A 17,796-nucleotide genomic window follows, 5' to 3' on the forward strand; every position below is an offset into this window, starting at 1 on the left:
AGACGCGCGTCGCGCGCTCCCAGGGCGCCCTTCGTCGATGGCGGATGCCGCGCCTCTCGCGGGCGTCCGCCGTGAAAATCCGGCGGCCGCATGCATTCCATCAGCCGAATAACCCCTTTTTCCCTCCCTTTATCCCCCGATCGTCGCCCGTCGCGATTCGCAATAATCACCGTCATCGAAATTAGGCAATTTGCCGGCGACGGAGCGACAACGCAGTGGCAGAAGAAAGCGATCTCGAAAAGACCGAGTCAGCGACTCCCAAGCGCCTTGAAAAGGCGCGGGAGGAAGGCCAGGTCGCGCGTTCGCGGGACTTCGCCTCGTTCGCGCTGCTGGCGGCCGGATTCTTCGGCGTCTGGGGGCTGTCCGACTCCATCGGCGCGCATCTGCAGTCCATCCTGCGCGACGCGTTCACGTTCGACCGCGCCTACGTCCTCGATACGCACCAGATGATGATCGGCGCGGCGAATGCCAGCAAGGAGAGCTTTCTGGCGCTCCTGCCCGTGCTCGCGATGACCTGCTTCGCCGCCCTCGCCGCGCCGATGGCGCTCGGCGGCTGGCTCCTCACGACCAAGACGCTCGCGCCGAATTTCGGACGGCTCAATCCGGTGAGCGGCCTCGGGAAGATCTTCTCGATCCAGGGACCGATCCAGCTCGGCATGTCGCTTTTGAAGACGATCGTCGTCGGCGGGATAGCCGGCTCGGCGATTTGGGCCCGCAAGGCCGAAGTGCTCGGGCTTGTCACCAAGCCGCTCGACCTCGCGCTCGCGGAAGCGCTGCACATGATCTTCGTGTGCAGCGGCATGGCGATCGCCGGGCTTTTCCTGATCGCCGCGCTCGACGTGCCCTATCAGATGTGGTCGCACGCCAAAAAGCTGCGCATGAGCAAGGAAGAAGTGAAGCGCGAGCACAAGGAAAGCGACGGCGATCCGCACGTGAAGGGCCGCATCCGCCAGCAGCAGCGCGCCGCCGCGCGCCGCCGGATGATGCAGGCGATCCCGACCGCCGACGTGATCGTCACCAACCCGACGCACTTCGCCGTCGCGCTCAAGTACAGCGACGGACAGATGCGCGCCCCGAAGGTCGTCGCGAAGGGCGTGAACCTCGTGGCCGCGCGCATCCGCGAGCTGGGCCGCGAGCACAACGTGCCGCTGCTTGAAGCGCCGCCGCTCGCGCGCGCGCTGTATCACAACGTCGAGATCAACCGCGAGATTCCGGGCGCGCTGTACGGCGCCGTCGCGCAGGTCCTGGCGTGGGTGTATCAGCTGCGCCGCTTCCAGGAAGACGGCGGCGCGAAGCCCGACGAGCCGTCCGACCTCGACGTGCCGAAAGAACTCGACAAGGGCAGCGTCTCCGACGCCGACGCAGAACAGGAAGCCGCCGACGCGCTTTCTGCCGACAACACTACTGATGGAGCCGCAGCATGAACGCGCGCGCTGGATTTTTCGCCAAACGGCCCGACGCGCTCGGGAGCCAGAACCTGAGGGCGCTCGCCGGCCCGATCCTGATCTGCATGATCCTCGGCATGATGATCCTGCCGTTGCCGGCGTTCCTGCTCGATCTGCTGTTCACGTTCAACATCGCGCTTTCGGTGATGGTGCTGCTCGTCAGCATGTACACGCAAAAGCCACTCGACTTCGCCGCGTTCCCGAGCGTGCTGCTCTTCTCCACCTTGCTGCGCCTGTCGCTGAACGTCGCGTCGACGCGGATCGTGCTGCTCGAAGGCCACACCGGCCCCGACGCCGCCGGCCAGGTGATCGAATCGTTCGGACACTTTCTCGTCGGCGGGAATTTCGCGGTCGGTATCGTCGTGTTCGTGATTCTGATGATCATCAACTTCATGGTCATCACGAAGGGCGCGGGCCGGATCGCCGAAGTGGGCGCGCGCTTCACGCTCGACGCGATGCCCGGCAAGCAGATGGCGATCGACGCCGACCTGAACGCCGGCCTCATCAACGAGCAGCAGGCGAAGAAGCGCCGCATGGAAGTCGCGCAGGAAGCCGAGTTCTACGGTTCGATGGACGGCGCGAGCAAGTTCGTGCGCGGCGACGCGATCGCGGGCTTGCTGATCATGGTGATCAACATCGTCGGCGGGCTGATCGTCGGGATGCTCCAGCACGACATGGACTTCGGCCACGCGGCCACGAACTACACGCTGCTCACGATCGGCGACGGCCTCGTCGCGCAGATTCCGTCGCTCATTATTTCGACGGCGGCCGGCGTCATCGTTTCGCGCGTCGCGACCGAGGAAGACATCGGCACGCAGCTGACCGGCCAGTTGTTCAACAACCCGCGCGTGCTGATGATCACGGGCGTGATCATCGGCATCATGGGGCTGATTCCGGGCATGCCGCACTTCGCGTTCATGCTGCTCGGCGGCGGGCTGATCTACGCCGCGCGCTCGATGAACAAGCGCGCCGCCGAGAAGAAGAAGGCGGGCGCCATCACCGACGTCTCGCCGGCCGCGGCCGCGCCGGTCGAGAACGCGGAGGCGTCGTGGGACGACGTCGCGCTGATCGATCCGCTGGGTCTGGAAGTCGGCTACCGGCTGATTCCGCTCGTCGACAAAAACACCGACGGCGAACTGCTCAAGCGCATCAAGGGCATTCGCAAGAAGTTCGCGCAGGAAATCGGCTTTTTGCCGCCGGTCATCCATATCCGCGACAACCTCGAACTGCGTCCGAATGGCTATCGCATTTCGCTCAAGGGCGTGGAAGTGGGCATCGGCGAGGCGTTCCCGGGACAATGGCTCGCGATCAATCCGGGACAGGTGTCCGCCGCGCTGCCCGGCACGCAGACGCAGGACCCGGCGTTCGGGCTGCCGGCCGTCTGGATCGATACCAACATGCGCGAGCAGGCGCAGGTCTACGGTTACACGGTGGTCGATGCGAGCACGGTCGTCGCGACGCATTTGAACCATCTCGTCGTCACGCACGCGGCCGAGTTGCTCGGGCGTCAGGAAGTGCAGGCGCTGCTGGATCGCATTGGCAAGGATACGCCGTCGCTCACCGACGACCTCGTGCCGAAGACCGTTTCGCTCACGACGCTGCAAAAGGTGTTGCAGAACCTGCTCGACGAAGGCGTGCCGATCCGCGACATGCGTACGATCCTCGATTCGCTGCTGGAGCACGCGCCGAAGATCGGCGACGCCTACGAACTCACGGCGGCGGTGCGGCTGGCGCTCGGCCGCGCGATCTCGCAGCAGTGGTATCCGGGCGGCGGCGATCTGCAGGTGATGGGACTCGATCCGACGCTGGAGCGGGTGTTGTCGCAGGCGCTGTCGACGGGGGCAAATCCGGGGCTGGAGCCGGGGCTCGCTCAGACGCTTCTCAATTCGACGCAGAACGCGATCATGCGCCAGCAGAATCTCGGCTTGCCGCCGGTGCTGCTCGTGCAGCACTCGCTGCGGGCGATGCTCGCGCGGTTCTTGCGGCGGAGTCTGCCGCAGTTGAAGGTGCTGTCCTATGCGGAAGTGCCGGATACGCGCAATGTGAAGGTGGTCAATCTGATTGGTGCGTGACCTGCACGCGCCATCGGCTGACTACTGATAGCTCATCGTGAAGGTGGCCTTGGCGTTAGCCGAGCCCGACTTCAGCGGACCGGTTCTGACGTAACGGACCGAAAACGGGAGGTCCTTGGAGCTCGAGCCGGGAATCGCTCCGAGGATGATCTGGTTCTCCGTGCCGGGCTCCGCCGCGTCCGGGCCGTAGGCCACGAGTTGCGAGCCTTGCAGGATCTGGTAGGCGACGCCGCTTGCCGTCGAATCAGTGGACAGGTTCGGGTTCGAGGTTCGGTTGGTCGGGTCGGTGACGTCGGTAAAGGTGATCGCTGCGTTGACCGCTATCGGGCAATTAAGCGTGATGGTGAAGCTGCCGTGACCCGCCGTCGCGCCGACGCTGTTCAATTCCCGGGCGGCCACCTGCGCCATCCTGACGGCGGGCGCGGCAGTCTGGACGGAGCAAGCCTGGGCAGTCACGGTGGACGTTTTGGCGTTCACCAGCACGATTTGCAGCCCCCGCGGGCTGCCATAAAGAATTCCGCCGAACGATAAACCAAAGTTCGTCGTGCCGGTGGATATAGGACCGGTGACGATGTACTGAATCCGGGCGTATCCCGCTTGGTTGAATGTACCCGCACCGACGGTCTGCGTAGCCAGCGGATATTGCAAGACTGTTGCGCTGTCGATGTCTCCTGGCGGCGAAGCCGCCAAGATGACAGCAGCTTTGAGGCCGATACCGGGAATTCCGGATGTGTAGACATTGTTGAAGCCCGGAACCAGCGCCCGCCCTGCACCGCCGTAGCCGAATTGCATAGCGTCCGTCGGACTATTGCACGTCATGGTTCCCGGCGTCGATTGAACCCAGTTGCTGTCCCAAAGCACCTGACCCGGCGCGGCATTGCGGGGAACACCGATATTTGGAGGCAACGTGATGGTCGAGCTGGGAACTCCGGTCACAGAACAACTCGCCACGGCCGGCATTGCCATGATCAGGCTTACCAGCCCGCCCGCAATCACCCAGAAAACCTTGCCAAGACGGCAGACGCGGTTCGTTTTGCGGTCCATGTTCGCTCCTTTGAAAGAGACGTCATGGTCTTATTTTTGAGATTAAGATCACATAAGACGCATCTGAGTGTTGGCAGAAAAATCTCAGATGTGCCGTCTCATCCTCCGCGATGCGCTTGTTCGCGTTCGCGAACCCGATGCGACGAAACCCCGCGCACTTCGAAAGCATTGGCGTGCCGTCGCCCTCAACACTCCACGATATTCACCGCCAGCCCGCCGCGCGACGTTTCCTTGTACTTGGTTTTCATGTCGGCGCCGGTTTCCCGCATGGTCTTGATGACCGAATCGAGCGACACATAGTGCGACCCATCGCCGCGCATCGCCATGCGCGCGGCATTGACGGCCTTGACCGAACCCATCGCGTTCCGCTCGATGCACGGAATCTGCACCATTCCGCCGACCGGATCGCAGGTCAGCCCGAGATTGTGTTCCATGCCGATCTCGGCGGCGTTCTCGACTTGCGCCGGCGTGCCGCCCATCACGGCGGCGAGCGCGCCGGCGGCCATCGAGCACGCGACGCCCACTTCGCCCTGACAGCCGACTTCGGCGCCCGAGATCGACGCGTTCATCTTGTACAGGATGCCGATGGCCGCCGCCGTCAGCAGAAAGTCGATCACGCCCTGCTCGTTCGATCCCGGCAGGAACCGGTCGTAGTAATGCAGCACGGCCGGGATGATGCCGGCGGCGCCATTGGTCGGCGCGGTCACGACGCGCCCGCCGACCGCGTTTTCCTCGTTCACCGCGATGGCGTAGAGATTGATCCAGTCGATCATCGAGAGCGGATCGCGCAACGCCTGCTCCGGCTTGCCCGCGAGCGCGCGATACAACTGCGGCGCCCGGCGTTTCACCTGAAACGGCCCGGGCAGGTTGCCGTCGGCTTCCGGGTTGTCGATGCCGCATCCGCGCGCGACGCACGCCTGCATCACGTCCCAGATGCGCAACAGGCCCGCGCGAATTTCCTCGGCGCTGCGCCAGACGCGCTCGTTCTCCCACATGAGTTGCGCAATCGACTTGCCCGACTCGACGCACATCGCGAGCAACTCGTCGCCGGTGTGGAACGGATACGGCAACTGCTCGTGCGCGGTCAGCACCGCCGTGTTCGCCGCGCCCGCCGTCACGACGAAGCCGCCGCCCACCGACAGATAAGTCGCCTCGCGAAGCAGCGCGCCGCCCGCATCGAAGGCGTGCAGCTTCATGCCGTTCGGGTGCTCGGCGAGCGCCTGTCGATAAAACCCGATGTGCTCCTTCTGCACGAACGGAATCTCGTGGCGGCCGAGCAACGCGAGCTTCTTCGACGCGCGCACGGTCTCGAGTCGTGGCGTGATCGTCTGGGCGTCGACGGTATCCGGCGCGTCCCCCATCAGGCCGAGCATGACGCCGCGATCCGTGCCGTGGCCCTTGCCCGTCGCGCCTAGCGATCCGTACAGATCGCATTTCACCGACGCGACCGCGTCGAGCAGTCCGTCGCGTTCGAGCCCTTGCACGAACATCAACGCCGCGCGCATCGGCCCGACCGTATGCGAACTCGACGGACCGATGCCGATTTTGAAGAGATCGAAAACGCTGACTGCCATGAAGGTTCCTGGTTGGTTCCGGAGTGATTAGCGCGCCGGCAGCGGCAGACAGACCGCGAGCCAGGCGGGCGGCGTCGCGGCGAGCCGCAGCGCCACCGGTGCATAACGGCCGTCGAGACGCGCCGCGAGATGAAACAGTTCCGCCGCATTCTTCGGGTCCCACGGGCCCGAATAGCCCGGGAAGCCCGCTTCGCGCCGCTTGGCGTCGAACGGCACCGACGAATGCACGAACTCTTCGTGCGTCTTCGTGCCGAGCGCGTACGGCGTGAGCCAGTTGAGCGCGGCGGCGAGCGTCGCGCCCGACGACGCGCGGTCCGCGATCCAGTTGCGGTTATGACGCCGCGCCGCGAGCGCCGCCGTCACGAGCGGCTGAAGATCGTAGGTGACGTAGTGCAGCGCGTCGCGTTCGGCGAAATCGACGGTCGAGCCGTCCGGCGCGATGTTGTCGCCGATGTGCTCGACAAAAAGACGCTGCGCCGCGTTGATCATCTTCCGGTCGTCAATGGTGAACGCGCCCATCGAAATCAGCTTCACGCGATGACTCTGCCAGTTGTTGCGATACGTGCCTTCGAGCGGCCGCTTCTGCTTGTCGATGTCCTCGACATAGCCCGTCACCATCTTCGAGATGAACGCGTTCGCCGCATTGCGCGTCTTGACCGGCAGCGCGCTCGCAGTCAAATCATAGGCGAGGATCAGCGACTCGAAGTTGGTTTCGTCGATCGGATTGAAGCTCGGCTGATACGTCGTGACCCACGCGAGCAGGAAGCGCTCGACGAGCCGCAGATAGCGCTCGTCGCCGGTCGCGCGCCAGGCGAGCGCGGCGTCGCGCATCAGGCCGAGATCCTTCTCCGCTTCGACGCTCTCGTCGTAGACGCCCTCGTGCGGCAGCGTGCCTTCGGTGTGCAGCTTCGCGCGCGCCTTCGGCTGGTCGTTGACGTGCGACTGCACCATCTTCACCAGCGCCCGCACGCCGGGATCGGCGTTGGTCCGCTCGCTCGACTGCATCGCGGGCGCGGCGCAGAAATTCATCGCGGCGTGCGCGCCCTGCGTCGCGACCGCGGCCGTCAGCGCAATCGCGGCGAGCGCAGTCTGCATGTGCCATCGACGGCCCGCCTCGTTCCCCACTCGCACCTTCAACGCCATGCGAACTCCCTTGATTGGCTTTGGTTCGGGGTGAGATGTTAGCCGGGATTGGGCGGCTGAAGCAAAAACCGCCCGAGCTTCCGGGCGGTAGGGCGATGTCTATGTCAGTCGTCGTATTCCGACACCGGCACGCACGAGCACATCAGGTTGCGGTCGCCATAGGCGTTGTCCGCGCGGCCGACCGGCGGCCAGTACTTGCGCGCGACGAGCGACTTCAGCGGATACGCCGCCTGCTCGCGCGTGTACTTGTGCGTCCAGGCGTCGGCGGTCACGACGGCCGCCGTGTGCGGCGCGTGCTTCAGCGGATTGTCTTCGCGATCGGCGCGCTCTTCCTCCACCGCGCGAATCTCCTCGCGAATCCGGATCATCGCGTCGATGAAGCGATCGAGTTCTTCCTTCGACTCCGATTCCGTCGGCTCGACCATCAGCGTGCCGGGCACCGGGAAGCTCATCGTCGGCGCGTGGAAACCGAAGTCGATCAGGCGCTTGGCGACGTCTTCCACCGAGATGCCGCTCGATTCCTTGATCGGCCGCACGTCGAGAATGCATTCGTGCGCGACTAGACCGCCCGGGCCGCTGTAAAGCACCGGATAGTGCGGCGCGAGACGCTTCGCCACGTAGTTCGCCGCGAGAATCGCGCTTTCGGTCGCGGCGGTGAGGCCCTTCGCGCCCATCATCGCGATATACATCCACGAGATCGGCAGGATCGCGGCCGAGCCGTAAGGCGCCGACGACACCGCGCCGATGCCGCTTTCGTCGCGCTGATAGCCGGTCGAATGCTGGTTTGGCAGGAACTTCGCGAGATGCGCGCCGACCGCGACGGGGCCGACGCCCGGTCCGCCGCCGCCGTGCGGAATGCAGAATGTCTTGTGCAGGTTCAGGTGCGACACGTCGCCGCCGAACTGGCCGGGCGCGGTCAGGCCGACCATCGCGTTCATGTTCGCGCCGTCGACGTACACCTGGCCGCCGTGCGCATGCACGATCTCGCAGATTTCGCGGACGTTGCGCTCGAACACGCCGTGCGTCGACGGATACGTGATCATGATCGCCGCGAGATTCGCCGAATGCTTCTCCGCTTTCGCCTTGAGGTCGTCGATATCGACGTTGCCGTTCGCATCGCACGCGACCACGACGACCTGCATGCCCGCCATCTGCGCGGACGCCGGATTCGTGCCGTGCGCGGACGCCGGAATCAGGCAGACATTGCGATGGCCTTCGCCGCGCGACTCGTGGTACGCGTGGATGATGAGTAGGCCCGCGTACTCGCCTTGCGAGCCGGCGTTCGGCTGCAACGACACGGCCGCGTAACCCGTACACGCGACGAGCATCTGTTCGAGCTGATCGATCATCGTGCGGTAGCCGACGGTCTGCTCGGCCGGCGCGAACGGATGGATCTGCGCGAATTCGGGCCACGTGACCGGCAGCATTTCCGACGTCGCATTGAGCTTCATCGTGCAGGAGCCGAGCGGGATCATCGTGCGGTCGAGCGCGAGGTCCTTGTCGGCGAGACTGCGCAGGTAGCGCAGCATTTCGTGCTCGGAATGATGACGGTTGAACACCGGGTGCGTAAGGAATTCGCTCGTGCGATGCAGTCCGGCGGGCAGCGAGTCCTTGAGCGCGCCGTCGAGCGCGTCGATGTCGAAGGTTTCCGTCTTGCCCGCGACTTCGGCGAAGAGCGCGAAGAGCTTCGTCAGGTCGTCGCGCGTGGTGGTTTCGTCGAGCGACACGCCCACGTGCTGTGCATCCATATGACGCAGGTTGATGTGCGCGGCGGACGCAGCCTGATGCAGCGCGGTCGTGTTCGCGCCGCTTTGGATCGTGACCGTGTCGAAGAACGTTTCGTTCGCCAGCGTATAGCCGAGCTTCTGCACGCCCGCCGCGAAGATCGACGCGACGCGGTTCACGCGCAGCGCAATCGTCTTCAGTCCGTGTGGGCCGTGATAGACCGCGTACATGCTCGCCATGATCGCGAGCAGTGCCTGTGCGGTACATACGTTCGACGTCGCCTTCTCGCGGCGGATGTGCTGTTCGCGCGTTTGCAGCGCGAGACGCAGCGCGTGCTTGCCCTGCGCGTCGACGGTCACCCCGACGAGGCGCCCCGGCATCTGGCGCTTGAACTCGTCGCGCACGGCCATGTAGGCCGCGTGCGGACCGCCGAAGCCGACCGGCACGCCGAAACGCTGCGTATTGCCGATCGCGACATCCGCGCCCCATTCGCCCGGCGGCGTCAGCAGCGTGAGCGCGAGCAGGTCGGCGGCGGCGACCACGTAACCGCCCGCCGCGTGGATCGTTTCGGTGAGCGCGCGGTAGTCGCGCACGTCGCCGTTCGCGCCCGGGTATTGCAGCAGTACGCCGAACGCATTCGCCGACGCAGCGTCCGCGGCCGGCCCGACCTTCACGTCCACGCCGATCGGCTTTGCGCGCGTCCGCACGACTTCGATGGTCTGCGGCAATACGTCGTCCGCGACGTAGAACACGTTCGACTTCGGCTTGCCGACGCGTTGCAAAAGCGTCATCGCTTCGGCGGCGGCGGTGGCTTCGTCGAGCAGCGACGCGTTCGAGATCGCGAGGCCGGTCAAATCGATGATCATCTGCTGGAAGTTCAGCAGCGCTTCCAGGCGCCCTTGCGAAATCTCCGGCTGATACGGCGTGTACGCCGTGTACCAGGCCGGATTTTCCAGCACGTTGCGCAGGATCACGGCCGGCGTGTGCGTGCCGTAATAGCCCTGACCGATGTACGTCCGGAACACCAGATTCTGATCCGCGAGCTTCCTGAGCGACGCGAGCGCTTCGGCCTCGCTCTTCGGCTGCGCGAAGGGACCCAACGCGGCGCCGAGCGGCGAGGTTTCCTGGCGGCGGATCGACTCCGGGATCACCGCGTCGATGAACGCCGCGCGCGAGGCGAAACCGAGCGCGTCGAGCATCGCGCGCTGATCGGCGGAATCGGGGCCGATGTGCCGCTCGGCGAATGCATCGTGGCATTCGAGCGCGGCGAGGGACAGGGATGAGCGGTTCATCAGGCGATCCGGAGTGTCGAGCTTCATGTGAATTCCTGCGGGTGCGGTTTCCGGCGGCTTTCGTCCGCGCAAAACCGCACCGTCGATTAAAGGATTATTCGCCGATCGACTGGCCGTAGCCGGCGGCGTCGAGCAGCTTGTCGAGACTGGCGTTAGCAGCGGGCTTGATCTTGAAGAGCCAGCTTTCGTACGGCGCGCCGTTGATCTGATCGGGGCCGCTCGTCAGCGCGTCGTTGGCCGCGACGATTTCGCCCGAAACCGGCGCATAGATGTCCGACGCCGCCTTCACCGATTCGATGACCGCGATCGCGTCGCCGGCCGTGACGGTCTTGCCCGCGGCCGGCAGTTCGACGAACACGATGTCGCCGAGCGCTTCCTGCGCGTGATCGGTGATGCCGATGGCAAGCGTGCCGTCGGCTTCGGTGCGGACCCATTCGTGCGATTCGGTGTATTTCAGTTCGGCCGGGATGCTCATTGGATGCTCCTGTGCGTGGTTCTTGAAGAGTAGGGTTCGGACATGCGCACGTCCGTGCGGCGCGGCCTCGTCAGAGGCTCGCGAGCACCTTGCCGTTGCGCACGAAGGGCAGTTTTACCACGCTCGCGGGAAGTTGCTTGTCGCGAATCACGACCTGCACGATGTCGCCCGGATTCACGCTCGCCGGCACCCGGGCGAACGCGATCGATTCCTGCATCGACGGGGAAAACGTGCCGCTCGTGATCTCGCCCTCGCCCGCCGGCGTGACGACTTTCTGGTGCGCACGAAGCACGCCACCGGCGCGGCCGTTTTCCTTGTGCAGGATCAGTCCGACGAAATTCGACTTCTGGCCGTCCGCTTCGAGCGCCGTGCGCCCGATGAAATCGCGCGACGATTTCAGGTCGACGGTCCACGCGAGGCCCGCGTCGAGCGGCGAGACGTTCTCGTCCATGTCCTGGCCGTAGAGGTTCATGCCGGCTTCGAGCCGGAGCGTGTCGCGCGCACCGAGGCCCGCGGGCTTCACGCCCTGCGCCTTCAGTGCATTCCAGAGCGCTTCGACGTGCGCGGCCGGCACGACGATCTCGAAACCGTCCTCGCCGGTGTAGCCGGTGCGGGCGAGCATCAGTTCGCCGAAGAGCGTCGACGGGAAGGTCACGGCGTTGAACGGCTTGATCGATTCGGTCGCGGCGCGCGTCTCCGGCACCACTTGCCAGACTTTTTCGCGCGCGTTCGGACCCTGCACGGCGACGATCGCCAGACCGCGGCGCGGCGTGATCGTGAGGCCGAATTCGCCTTCAGCGTTCAGTTGGCCGAACCACGCGATGTCCTTCTCGGCGGTGCTCGCGTTCACGACGACGCGGAAATGGTCTTCGGCGAAAAAGTAGACGATCAGGTCGTCGATCACGCCGCCTTTGCTGTTGAGCAGGCAGGAGTAGAGCGCGCGACCGGGCGTGGTGAGTTTGTCGACGTTATTGGCGATCGCGAGCTTGAAGAAGTCGCGGACCGGGCCGCCGGTGAAATCGACGACGCGCATGTGCGACACGTCGAACATGCCGGCGTCGGTGCGCACGGCCTTGTGTTCTTCGATCTGCGAGCCGTAGTTGACGGGCATGTCCCAGCCGCCGAAGTCGACCATGCGCGCGTTGAGCGCGAGGTGAGCGGCGTGGAGGGGCGTGTGTTGAAGTTCGGTCATCGGGGCCTCGGTTCGCAAAAACAAAAAAGGCCATGCGTCGACTTCACCGGCGGTTTCGGCTTTTCAGGCTGCTTCTTTGCGGTCGCAAATGCAGCATGCAAAGCCCAAACCGCGTGGCGGATCGAAGCATGACCCCTCTGTCCTCGGTACCTGAGAGATTGCGCGAGCCCTGTTCGTGGCCCATCGCGCGCCCCTTCGGTGGGCACCAGCCGATTGTTTCCAATCCCGGCCGTGCCGCTCTCCAGAGTGCGAAGAAAACGGCTCGATGAGCGAGTTTCCTTCGACGCGGCCGGTCCTTTTGCCTGAGAGTTTGCGGGTTTGCCCCTTCGGCGGCGCGGCGCGCAAAACCAGCGGCCACGCGCTCTCCCGACGCGTGCGGCGAATTTACGCGACCGTATTCTGGTTGTCAAACGGATTAGGAAACCCCCGAGTGACGCGCCGCCGGGGCTTCACAGCCGCCTGAATTCCACGCGCCGCCCTTCGGCGTCGCTTTCTATCGCGAGTTCGATGATGGTCATCACGTCGACCGCGTCCTGCGCCGAAACCGGGAACGGTTTCTTTTCCTGGATCGACGCCGCCAGCGCGCGATAGTAGTCGGCGTAGGCGCCGTCGCGGGTGGCGAATTCGTGGCGCAGGTCGTGATCGCCGTCGACTTCGCGCAGGAGGCCGGGCGGATTCTTCGCGAATTCGGCGTCGCCCGGACGCAGCCCGGCTTTCAGCTGATCTTCCTGCGTGTCGAGGCCGTTCTTCACATAACTGCCGCGCGTTCCGTGGACGGAAAATCGCGGCGGTTCGAGCGCCGCCAGCGCGGTCGCGTGCAGGACGACTTCCTTGTCGCCGTAACCGAGCAGCAGATGCACGTAATCCGGCGCGTGCGCATGGTCGCGGTGCTGCCGGACCGTCGCGAAAACGGTCTGCGGCGCGCCGAACAGCGTGAGCGCCTGATCGATCAGATGCGGCCCGAGATCGAACAGCAGACCGCCTCCGCGCGAGCTCTCCTCGCGCCAGCGCTGCGGCACTTTCGGGCGAAAACGGTCGAAATGCGATTCGAAATGCGTCACGCGCCCGAGCCGCCCGCTTTCGATCAGCGCGCGCAACGTGATGAAATCGCCGTCCCAGCGCCGGTTGTGAAAGGGCGCGAACAGCAGGCCGCGCGCGGCCGCGAGATCGGCGAGCGTACGAGCGTCGGCGGCGGACAGCGTCACCGGCTTGTCGACGACCACATGCTTGCCCGCTTCCAGCGCGCGGCGCGCGAGGTCGAAGTGCGTGTCGTTGGGCGTCGCGATCACGACGCATTCGATTTCGTCGATGGCGACGAGCGCGTCGAAATCGGCGACGATCGCCGCCTGCGGATAATCGGCCTGCGCGCGCTCGGACTGACTCGTCGCGATCGCGGCGACCGTGGCGCGTCCGCAATGCTCGATGACGGGCGCGTGGAACGTCGCGCCGGCCAGGCCGTAGCCCATCACGCCGACTTTCAGTAGGGAACTCATGCGGGCATCCTCGTGCGTGGGTGTCCCGATATTGTGGCACGCCATGCCAGGCCGGACGGCAGATTCGACCGGTCGCGGCTTGCGCACAGGGCCAGATCGGTGGCGTGATTCGCCCGATTTATCCGTGTTAACATCGCGTCTCTCGAAATTGCGGCGCCCCGACGACGCCCGGTTTCGCAGTCCATCCGGCGGTGTCAGCAGCCTTCCGCCCAACGCCTCTCAAAGTCCACACACGATGTCCGCAGGTCTGAACGCCGCGCAAAGCGAAGCGGTGCGTTATCTCGATGGCCCCTGTCTCGTGCTCGCCGGCGCCGGCAGCGGGAAGACGCGCGTGATCACGCAAAAGATCGCCCATCTAATCGAAGGACGCGGTTTCGAGCCGAAGCACATCGCCGCGCTCACCTTCACGAACAAGGCCGCGCTCGAAATGCGCGAGCGCACGGCGAAGCTGCTCGAAGGCAAGACGCTCACGACGCCCGGCAAGGAAGGCCGCAAGGTGCCCGTCAACCAGTTGACGATCTGCACCTTCCACTCGCTCGGCGTGCAGATCATGCGTCAGGAAGCGGCGCACGTCGGACTGAAGCCGCAGTTTTCGATCATGGACGCCGACGACTGCTTCGGCATGGTGCAGGAGCAGCTCGGCACGACCGACAAGGGTCTGATCCGCAAGATCCAGTCGATCATCTCGCTGTGGAAGAACGCGATGGTGTCGCCGGATCAGGCGTCCGTGCTGGCGGCGAACGAGGACGAGCATCAGGCGGCGATCGTCTACCGCAGCTACGCGGCGACGCTGCACGCGTACCAGGCGCTCGATTTCGACGATCTGATCCTGCGGCCCGCGCAGCTTTTCGCGGAAAACGAGCAAGTGCGCGACAAGTGGCAGAACCGCCTGCGCTATCTGTTGATCGACGAATATCAGGACACCAACGCCTGCCAGTACGAATTGCTGAAGCTGCTGGCCGGTCCGCGCGCGGCGTTCACGGCAGTCGGCGACGACGATCAGGCGATCTACGGCTGGCGCGGCGCGACGCTCGAAAACCTCGCGCAACTGGGCAAGGATTTTCCGAAGCTGCATGTGGTGAAGCTGGAGCAGAACTATCGGTCGACGGTGCGCATTCTCACGGCGGCGAACAACGTCATCGCGAACAATCCGAAGCTCTTCGAGAAGAAGCTCTGGTCCGAGCACGGCATGGGCGACACGATCACCGTCACCGGCTGCAACGACGAGGAGCACGAGGCGGAATCGGTCGTGTTTCGCCTGTCGGCGCACAAGTTCGAGCGGCGCGCGGCGTTTCGCGACTACGCGATCCTGTATCGCGGCAATTTTCAGGCGCGCATCTTCGAGCAGGTGCTGCGCCGCGAGCGGATTCCCTATGTGCTGTCCGGCGGCCAGTCGTTCTTCGACAAGGCCGAGATCAAGGACATCATCGCGTACCTGCGGCTGATCGCGAACCCCGACGACGATCCCGCGTTCATCCGCGCGATCACGACGCCGCGGCGCGGTGTCGGCAATACGACGCTCGAAGCGCTCGGGTCGTTTGCGGGCGCGGCGAAGGTGTCACTGTTCGAGGCGGTGTTCATGGGCGGCATCGAGGCGCGGCTTTCCGCGCGGCAGGTCGAGCCGCTGCGCACGTTCTGCGAGTGGATGCAGCGCCTGGCCGACCGCGCCGCCCGCGATCCGGCGACGACCGTCCTCGACGACATGATGGAAGCGATCCACTACGAGGCGTATCTCTACGACGCGCACGACGAGCGGCAGGCGCAGTCGAAGTGGCAGAACGTGCTGGAGTTCTGCGAGTGGCTGAAGCGAAAGGGCACGAAGCCGGAGCCTTCGGGCGACGCGGAGCAAACCGGCTACGACAACGCCGACGGTTTCGGCGACGAAGGCAAGAACCTGCTCGGCTTGATCCAGACGGTCGCGCTGATGTCGATGCTCGAAGGCAAGGACGAAGACCCCGACGCGGTGCGGCTCTCGACGGTGCATGCGTCGAAGGGACTGGAATATCCGCACGTGTTTCTGGTGGGCGTCGAGGAAGGGATCATGCCGCATCGTGGCGGCGCCGGCTCGGACGACGGTCCGGTCGACGAAGGTCGAATCGAGGAAGAGCGGCGGCTGATGTACGTCGCGATCACGCGGGCGCAGCGCAGCCTGCATCTGAACTGGTGCAAGAAGCGCAAGCGCGCGCGGGAGACGGTGGTGTGCGAGCCGTCACGGTTCATCCCCGAAATGCTGCTCGACGACGCGCCGCCGCCAACCGAAGACGAAGCGCCGATGACGCCGAAGGATCGCATGGCGATGCTGAAGGCGATGTTGCAGAAGTCCTGACGTCGGCTTAAAAGCAAAAAACCCTGCCGGTCTGAACCGACCGCGCAGGGTTTTTTGTTGGTGCGTGCCGCGCCGCCTACTTTGCCGCGCTCACCATATAGTCGACGGCGGCTTTCACATCGGCATCCGACGCGGTCGATCCGCCCTTCGGCGGCATCGCGCCCTTGCCGTGCAGCGCGTAGCCGTAGACCGTGTCCATCGGTTCCTTCAGGCGCTCGGCCCACGCGGCCTTGTCGCCGAATTTGGGCGCGTTCAGCACGCCCGCCGCATGGCACGCCTGACACACCTGCGTGTAAAGCGCCTTGCCGGCCTGCGATGCATCCGCGCTTTGCGCGCCCGCCGCCGGCGCGGAAGCGGCCTGCGGCACCGAAGCCAGCGCGGCGACCGCCGCCGCAGCCTGCGAATTCTCCTGCGCACCCGATGCCGCCGCAGCGGGCGCGGCACCGCTCGCGGGCGCTGCTGCCGCCGTCGCCGCGCCCGACGCCGGTTGAGCCGGCTCCTCGAGCTTGCCGCCGCTGTTGTTCGCCATATAGATGATCGCGCGTCCGATCTCGAAGTCGCTGTAGTCGTCGGGGCTCGTGCCGCCGCGCGCGGGCATCGCGCCCTTGCCGTTGAGCGCGTTGTGCAGGAGCGTGTCGTAGCCCTCGGCGAGGCGCGGCGCCCAATTGCCGGCATCGCCGAACTTCGGCGCGCCTGCGGTTCCGGCTGCGTGACACGTCGAACAGACGGCCTGGTAGACTTGCTCGCCCGTCTTGAAGACACGCGGCGCGTTGGCGTCGCGGATGTCGACTTGCGCGACCGGCGCGATGCGCGAGGCGACGGAGGCGTCGGAGAACAGATCGGTGCCCGCGCCGGTTCGCGTCGTGTTGTTCACGTACACGGCGAGCAGGATGATGATGACGATGGGGACGGCGAACCCGGCGATGACCGCTGCGATGAGCTGGCCGGGTGTTTTGATCGGGGCTCCGTGGGGTGCTTCACTCATGCTTGTCTCGTCTCCCGTTTTTAGTGTGAGTCCGTTCAGCGACAGCGTGACAGCAACGGCAACTTCCGTACAGCACGGACGATTATAGACGGAACGCTTAACTGACGGCGCGCGCCGCCGGATGGCGCTGGCGGGCGTTTACCCGGATCGCGGGGAGGCGCCGCGAAGGGCCGCGAACTGCTGCTGAAGGCCGCCGGATGGACGAATCGGCGGAAAACGGGTATCCTCTCGGACTCGCATCGGCGCTGCTTTCAGGCTTCTTTACGCTGAATCGTCCAGCGCCTTCGCTCCGAAGCGCCCGTAGCTCAATGGATAGAGTACTGCCCTCCGAAGGCAGGGGTTGCTGGTTCGATCCCAGCCGGGCGCACCAAGAAGTCCCCATCTAATCAATACGTTGCGGCGTGTGAGTATTCGCCACAGATGTCGTAAACAACACCCGTAGCTACCACGCTAGGTCCAGAGTAGAGTCGGTGGTCGGGTCGTTCCGAATCTGGACGTACCGTTCTCCCCCGCTTGCCTGCCCCCGCGATTTTCACAGCCGTTGCAGCGAACGCTCCCAAACGAGCTTTTGTACACGCCGATAGTTCCCAGGCATCACTTTCCCCTTTAAACGTTCGAGCACTCGTCTTCGTGACGGATATATGCCCGCCGCGTGGAGCGCGGTGTGCTCAACCAAATACAGGTTGTCAAAAGTCTCTGTCGCCTCCTGGCGAAGAGACTCGGACAGTTCGCGGCCGTGTGAGACCAAAAATTCCTGCTGCTGAGGGAAGTTTCGTTTCAGAAATTTCAACGAAATCCCCAGAGTATGGGCCTAATGCCGTTCAGTTAAGGTCTCGTTTGAGGACACGAACGGTATAACGAAACGGTCGCGATTTGACGGCTCGAGCGCAACTGCGCCCGGGCCGTTTCTCATTGAGGAGCTGCTTGAGCCGCTCGCGCAAGCGGATGAGCAGCGCAGGCAGTTTGCCGTACGAGCGCGTCACGGCTGCCCAGGTCATTTCGTACTGAATGGTATGGAACGCGCGGATGA

Annotated in this window: 11 protein-coding genes, 1 tRNA gene, 1 pseudogene and 2 riboswitches; of the genes and pseudogenes, 4 read left to right on the forward strand and 9 right to left on the reverse strand. The window is 64.8% G+C overall.

Features of this window, described 5'->3' with window-relative positions; genetic code table 11:
- Positions 1-215 precede the first annotated feature (215 nt).
- Both flhB and flhA read left to right on the forward strand, forming a co-directional pair.
- Positions 216-1,424: a flagellar biosynthesis protein FlhB gene (gene flhB / locus AWB66_RS20265; RefSeq protein WP_087631967.1), complete on the forward strand. Its 1,209-nt coding sequence runs from the start codon at positions 216-218 to the stop codon at positions 1,422-1,424.
- The gene (gene flhA / locus AWB66_RS20270) at positions 1,421-3,517 is read left to right on the forward strand and encodes a flagellar biosynthesis protein FlhA (protein ID WP_087631968.1); all 2,097 of its coding nucleotides are present in this window, start codon (positions 1,421-1,423) and stop codon (positions 3,515-3,517) included. The genes flhB and flhA overlap by 4 nt, the downstream gene beginning before the upstream one ends.
- A 21-nt stretch (positions 3,518-3,538) precedes the next feature.
- Here flhA and AWB66_RS20275 read toward each other — a convergent pair whose 3' ends face one another.
- The 7 genes from AWB66_RS20275 to AWB66_RS20305 form a co-directional block, all read right to left on the reverse strand.
- Positions 3,539-4,561: a fimbrial protein gene (locus AWB66_RS20275; protein WP_087631969.1), complete on the reverse strand. Its 1,023-nt coding sequence runs from the start codon at positions 4,559-4,561 to the stop codon at positions 3,539-3,541.
- Positions 4,562-4,746: 185 nt separating this feature from the next.
- Positions 4,747-6,135 (reverse strand): L-serine ammonia-lyase, encoded by a 1,389-nt coding sequence (locus AWB66_RS20280; protein WP_087631970.1) that lies wholly within the window; start codon positions 6,133-6,135, stop codon positions 4,747-4,749.
- 27 nt (positions 6,136-6,162) lie between these two features.
- Entirely contained in the window at positions 6,163-7,230 is a 1,068-nt protein-coding gene (locus AWB66_RS20285; protein WP_087631971.1) for an alginate lyase family protein, read from the reverse strand.
- 152 nt (positions 7,231-7,382) lie between these two features.
- A complete protein-coding gene (gene gcvP, locus AWB66_RS20290) occupies positions 7,383-10,322 on the reverse strand; it encodes an aminomethyl-transferring glycine dehydrogenase (protein WP_087631972.1) in 2,940 nt (979 codons plus the stop codon).
- Between the two features lie 67 nt (positions 10,323-10,389).
- Positions 10,390-10,770, reverse strand: coding sequence for a glycine cleavage system protein GcvH (gcvH, locus tag AWB66_RS20295; protein ID WP_087631973.1), 381 nt, complete (start codon positions 10,768-10,770; stop codon positions 10,390-10,392).
- Positions 10,771-10,840: 70 nt separating this feature from the next.
- On the reverse strand, positions 10,841-11,962 hold the full coding sequence (gcvT, locus tag AWB66_RS20300; protein ID WP_087631974.1) for a glycine cleavage system aminomethyltransferase GcvT: 1,122 nt from the start codon (positions 11,960-11,962) through the stop codon (positions 10,841-10,843).
- Between the two features lie 127 nt (positions 11,963-12,089).
- Positions 12,090-12,217, reverse strand: a riboswitch (glycine riboswitch).
- 24 nt (positions 12,218-12,241) lie between these two features.
- A riboswitch (glycine riboswitch) is annotated at positions 12,242-12,341 on the reverse strand.
- 70 nt (positions 12,342-12,411) lie between these two features.
- The gene (locus AWB66_RS20305) at positions 12,412-13,455 is read right to left on the reverse strand and encodes an oxidoreductase (RefSeq protein ID WP_087631975.1); all 1,044 of its coding nucleotides are present in this window, start codon (positions 13,453-13,455) and stop codon (positions 12,412-12,414) included.
- A gap of 235 nt (positions 13,456-13,690) precedes the next feature.
- On the opposite strand from AWB66_RS20305, the gene AWB66_RS20310 reads away from it, so the two are divergent.
- Positions 13,691-15,781: a UvrD-helicase domain-containing protein gene (locus AWB66_RS20310; protein ID WP_087631976.1), complete on the forward strand. Its 2,091-nt coding sequence runs from the start codon at positions 13,691-13,693 to the stop codon at positions 15,779-15,781.
- A gap of 76 nt (positions 15,782-15,857) precedes the next feature.
- On the opposite strand, the gene AWB66_RS20315 is transcribed toward AWB66_RS20310, so the two are convergent.
- The gene (locus AWB66_RS20315) at positions 15,858-16,766 is read right to left on the reverse strand and encodes a c-type cytochrome (RefSeq protein WP_087631977.1); all 909 of its coding nucleotides are present in this window, start codon (positions 16,764-16,766) and stop codon (positions 15,858-15,860) included.
- Between the two features lie 294 nt (positions 16,767-17,060).
- On the opposite strand from AWB66_RS20315, the gene AWB66_RS20320 reads away from it, so the two are divergent.
- A tRNA-Arg gene (locus AWB66_RS20320) sits at positions 17,061-17,136 on the forward strand.
- 451 nt (positions 17,137-17,587) lie between these two features.
- Here the strand turns inward: AWB66_RS20320 and AWB66_RS34405 are convergent.
- Positions 17,588-17,796, reverse strand: a pseudogene (locus tag AWB66_RS34405) (IS4 family transposase); the annotation flags it as partial.

This window comes from Caballeronia telluris (assembly GCF_001544495.1).
GTDB lineage: Bacteria > Pseudomonadota > Gammaproteobacteria > Burkholderiales > Burkholderiaceae > Caballeronia > Caballeronia telluris.